The sequence below is a fragment of the Parasphingorhabdus sp. genome (assembly GCF_036963705.1).
GTDB lineage: Bacteria > Pseudomonadota > Alphaproteobacteria > Sphingomonadales > Sphingomonadaceae > Parasphingorhabdus.
Map to the genome: position 1 here is coordinate 1 of NZ_JBALUT010000116.1, position 4,799 is coordinate 4,799.

At 57.6% G+C, this 4,799-nt stretch carries 5 protein-coding genes, 1 pseudogene and 1 riboswitch; all 6 genes and pseudogenes read right to left on the bottom strand.

Annotated elements, in window-relative coordinates:
* Positions 1-558 (bottom strand): annotated as a pseudogene (locus V7680_RS14890) (phosphomethylpyrimidine synthase ThiC); the annotation flags it as partial.
* A 42-nt stretch (positions 559-600) separates the two neighbouring features.
* Positions 601-707: riboswitch (TPP riboswitch) on the bottom strand.
* 87 nt (positions 708-794) lie between these two features.
* The gene (locus V7680_RS14895; protein WP_335654049.1) at positions 795-1,199 is read right to left on the bottom strand and encodes a hypothetical protein; all 405 of its coding nucleotides are present in this window, start codon (positions 1,197-1,199) and stop codon (positions 795-797) included.
* Between the two features lie 239 nt (positions 1,200-1,438).
* The gene (locus V7680_RS14900) at positions 1,439-2,305 is read right to left on the bottom strand and encodes a MipA/OmpV family protein (protein ID WP_335654050.1); all 867 of its coding nucleotides are present in this window, start codon (positions 2,303-2,305) and stop codon (positions 1,439-1,441) included.
* A 97-nt stretch (positions 2,306-2,402) separates the two neighbouring features.
* Positions 2,403-3,782: an HD-GYP domain-containing protein gene (locus tag V7680_RS14905; protein ID WP_335654051.1), complete on the bottom strand. Its 1,380-nt coding sequence runs from the start codon at positions 3,780-3,782 to the stop codon at positions 2,403-2,405.
* A gap of 69 nt (positions 3,783-3,851) precedes the next feature.
* The gene (locus tag V7680_RS14910) at positions 3,852-4,277 is read right to left on the bottom strand and encodes a DUF2141 domain-containing protein (protein WP_335654052.1); all 426 of its coding nucleotides are present in this window, start codon (positions 4,275-4,277) and stop codon (positions 3,852-3,854) included.
* A partial coding sequence (locus V7680_RS14915; RefSeq protein WP_335654053.1) for a sterol desaturase family protein occupies positions 4,252-4,799 on the bottom strand: 548 nt, incomplete at its 5' end. The genes V7680_RS14910 and V7680_RS14915, both read right to left, overlap by 26 nt.

Genomic DNA, 4,799 nt, shown 5'->3' on the forward strand with positions numbered 1-4,799 from the left:
TCGTGCAATCTCGTCCCGCACAAACTCTGGAGTGACATAATCGGGGATCGACGCGCCAAAGCTTTCGCCGTCGCGCTTATATTCCTTGAGCCGCTCGCGCCCGAGATTTTCGCGCTCGGCGACATATTCCATTTCGGGGGTGATGATGCCCTGACGCGCATAATGCATCTGGCTGACGTTCTTGCCCGCTTTGGCGCGCAGAGGACGTTTGACAACATGGGGAAACGGATCGACGCCGCCGCTGCGGTCTGGGCCGAGCTGGCCATTGTCTTCGGGGCGCATATCCCGGCCGTCATAGCTTTCGACATCTCCGCGCGCTTCGATCCACTCGCGGCGCAGCTGCGGCAGGCCGGCGTTGATGTCGATCAGAGCATTGGGGTCGGTATAGGGGCCGGACGTGTCATAGACCCGGATCGGCGCTTCGCCGCCCTCGAGGCTGATCTCGCGCATCGCCACGCGGATGCCGGAGCCGCTGTGCGCCGCAACATGGACTTTTTTCGATCCACTGATCGCGCCGGTGGTAACACCAATTTCGGTTTTTGCGGGAATGTCAGCCATGTTCTATCGTTCCTTTGGTAAACGGAACGAGGGCGGGATCTTCTTCAAAAACCGCTCCCTCCCTCCGCCTGTGTTAACAGGATCAGGTTCAACGGGTCGCGGATATTTTCGCTCTCAACCAGCTGATGCTGGCTCCCCGGGGATGACGCACAGTAAGTCGACCGGCTTCACAAGTCCAGTTGATGTTCCCCATTGGGCGAAATTATCGCCGACGGGTCCGATTGCCCGAAGCAGCTCTACATTTGCAACCGCACTATCGCGGCGAAAACGGCAGCGAGGCCGAGGATGATGGAAAAGCCGGCCCATAGACGATTGCCGCTTCCGATCAGCTTGCCGGCGAAATTCAGGAACCAGTCACCGGCAGCAAGGATCAACGCCCCTTCGATAAACATCCCCGCGCCGATCACTGTGATCAATATCGACAGCAGATCAGCGGGGTTCCACGGGTTGACCAGATAGACGGTCGCGCCGAGCACCAAAGTCAGCAGACCGGTCAGAAACTGCAATGCGCTGCTGGCCCGGACTTCCTGCGCCATCTTCGCCCAATAGCCCGGCTGACGAAACTCACCCGCTCCGGCTGCGATGGCGTAGAGGCCAATGAAGAAGGTGATCCATCCGGTGATATTGCCTGCGTTGCCCATCGCGTCTCTCCTCATCCTGTGATTGCGAAAGAGCCTGCCTGATATGGCCAGATGCCCGCTCTTTCTCTGCCGGCATATCCCTCCATAATGGGCCGGTTCTGCCTCTGCGGGTCGGACGGCGATATGCACATCTATCGGTCAAGCGACTCCCCGAGGTTGGGACGATATTAGGAGGAAGCGAACTGCGGGTCTAGGGAAGTTTCCAAGCCGCGAGCGAGACTGGCCAGCGCGGAAAGCGTTCAGAACGTATAGCCAACACCGATCGCGCCGAACCACTGGTTCGCGCTGCCGCGAATAGAGGTGACCGGCGAGCGTTTTGGATCACCGAGCAAGCGCGAATAGCTGCCGAGGAAAATCAGGCCGAAGCCGCCGTTGGTTGCGTCGCCATCCAGATCGACCGCGGTCAGCATCGTCGCCCCGACATTTTTCCAGCCGCTGGTAGCGGTGAAGGTCGGTAGGCCGCTCGCCGCCGATCCTGCGGGAGACACGCTGAAATAATAATCGGCATAGTCATCGTCGACATATTCGCCGCTGATCGCCAGGCTGGTGATCACGCCGCGGCTGAGCGGGGTGAAATAGGTTACGCTAGGAAAGACGACCATGCCTTCATGGGCTCCTGCGACGTCCCAGCGGACATCGACCTGCGCGGTGAGCGAGTCATAGCCATGGAGCACGCGATTGATCTGGACTCCTGCAAAAGGACCCACTTCAAGCGCGAAGTCCAGTTCTCCCAGAGACTTTACCACAGGGTCCTTGATCGAGTTCTGCCGATCAAAGCGGGCGCGAACGACGGGACCAAAAATAAAGTCGAGCTTCGCGCCTTTCTTGTCGGGAATGAAATCGAGCGCGATACCGGGACCGCGCGGCTGAAAATCTATGCCGCCGAAGCTACCGAGAACCACCGGTAGCGGAGAGACGGTGTAATCATCCGATCCCTCATAGCTCGGTCCTACCGCCAGTCCGATGCCTGCGGTCACATAGTCACCGTCGAAGACAGATTTTTCGACCGGCATCGCTGCCGGGTCTTCCTGCGCCAGAAGCGGGGATGACATCCCAAGGCCGAGTGAGATTAACGCAGTACGGCTCAGGATATTCAGATTTTTCAAGATAATTCCCCATTTGATTTCGCAACGATCCTACGCGCGGATGGCGAAACGGTTCCATCCCGATATAGTCGTCAACGCTCCATATGGCAAAGCGCTTCTATTGCAGCTGCCCCTCGGCGACCAAAAACTTCAGCGCTTCAAAACATCGCTGGTCAACCGCCACGCCCACTTCGCTTTGCAATATCGCCATCGCCTTTTCGGTGGACATCGCTGTTCGATAAGGCCGATCGGTGGTCAGCGCATCATATATGTCGGCGACCGTGATGATCCGCGATTCCAATGCGATGCTGCGTTCGTCGAGACCCAGCGGATATCCCTTTCCATCAAGTCGTTCATGATGCGAGCCGGCAATCATCGCCATATCGCTCATCACGCCGATCTGGCCGAGGATATTGGTCGTATGAGCCGCATGGCTTTGCATGATCGCCCATTCTTCGGCGTCGAGCTTGCCCGGTTTTTCCAGGATCGCGCTGCTTACGCCCAGTTTCCCGACATCGTGCAGGATCGCAGCGCGGCGAAGCACGCGGCGGCTTTGATCGTCCATGCCGAGATGCCCGGCAATCTTGTCGGCAATCATCCCGACCCGTTCGCTATGGCCTGCGGTATAGGGGCTTTTGGCATCGATCACCCGGCCAAAGGCAAAGCTGATATCGTCGAGATAGTCCTCATCCACGGTAACATATTGCGCCGCTGGCTCCAGCGCCCATAATTGCTGGGGCAGATCATCAAGCGCCAGTTCTTCCCAGAAGCCGCTGGCGTCGGATAGCCTTTCAAATATCGAGCAGAGTTCCGGATCGAGCCAGTTTCCCGCACGACAGCGGACCTCGGCAATGGCTGCGTCCTTACCTTTTGCCGAGTAGAATACATCAGCGACCTGTGCCAACAATGCGATGCGGCCACCAAGATGGATATCGGCTCCGGCAATGCCAAGCGGCAGTCCGGTCCCGTCCCAATGTTCATCAAGATGGGCAATGGCCTGGGCAACATCCTCTGAAAAACGCAATTGACGGGCAATATCAGCGCCACGCGAGCAGCGGGTTCCCATGATATCGGTCATGATCTCGCCGCCATTTTCGGCAAGATTGCACAGCGCTTGCTCTCGCACTTCCGCGTCTCTGCCCACGCCGACTTCGCTGGCAATAAAGGCGCCGAAATCTTCGGGCTTTGGGCCGAGCAGTTTGAAATCATGTTTCAGCTTGCGGTCGTCACCGGCAAACATCTCGGTCACCCGCGCGGCATTGCTGCTGCAGCCGAGGTCCTTGAGCAGAACCGCATAATATATATCGCGCAGCTCGTCGCCGTTCAGTCCCAGCGCCATCGCTACTTGCGTGCCGATCCAGCAAGCCCGGATACTGTGACCGGCAGGCTGGCCTTCGGTCAGGTCGAGCGCATAGGAAAAGGCACCGAGAATTTCGGACAGTCGCGACTGATCGGAACTATCGTCCGCCTTGAAAAATGCATGGTTGGATTGAAACATTTCCGCCACTCCTGAACTATTGCGGCAGAATGCCGCCAGAGTCCTAGTGAACGGTTAACTTCGCCCCGATTACAGGATATATTTCATTTGCACTGCATATTGCACATCGTCCGCGCCAAGAGTGAACTGCGCAGACTTGAATTTCGGCGGCCCCATGCCGATTTTTGGGTTGCGCGAGAAGCCAAAGCCTTCGCGTGGCAGGAACAGTCGCAGGTCCATCTTCCCATTGGCATTTTCGTCGTGAATCAGCGCTACGGCATAGGTGCCGGGCTTTACCCCGGTGATCTTGATTGTTTCGGCCTTAGCCGCCGCAATTTTCAGTTTACGGGCCTTTTTGTCCTTGGTGCAATCCGGGAAATAGTCCGGGTTCGTGCTCAGACAGACCAGAACATCGCCTTTGTCGGAGCGCAAACCGGTGATGGCCAGATCGACAGAAGCCGCGACGACCGGTGCAGTGGCAACCGGTGCTTCACTTGCCGATGCGCTTGCGCCCAAGACCAGCGCCGAAATTGCTCCCAGAATCGGCAAGGCCGATGTCCGTGCCGCAGATCTTGTCCCAAAAGCGGAAATATAACCCATAATTACCTCTGTATTTTTCATGATGTTTCTCGTGATGGGTCGCGGTTATCAGCCATCGCCCCAATCTACCCTGAACGAGCCAGCGCGGGAACATCTCCCATCCCATATGATTGGACACGCCCATAACCGTCATGGTCAGCAATACCAAACCCAAAACGCCGACGTGAATCGGTATCGCGACGACCAGAGCGGGGATCACCACCGCTCCGCTGATCGCCTCGACCGGATGAAAACTCATCGCCGCCCAGGCCGTGGGCGGGCGGCTGTCGTGATGGACCGCATGAGCGACCTTGAACCATTGCGGCCGGTGAAACAGCCGGTGAGTCCAGTAAAACCATGTGTCGTGCAGGAACAGATAGAGGAAAAACGACACGGGCAAATACCACAAAGGGTAGAGACCGGCGTCGGTATAAATTTTCGTCCAGCCGGCATTTTGCC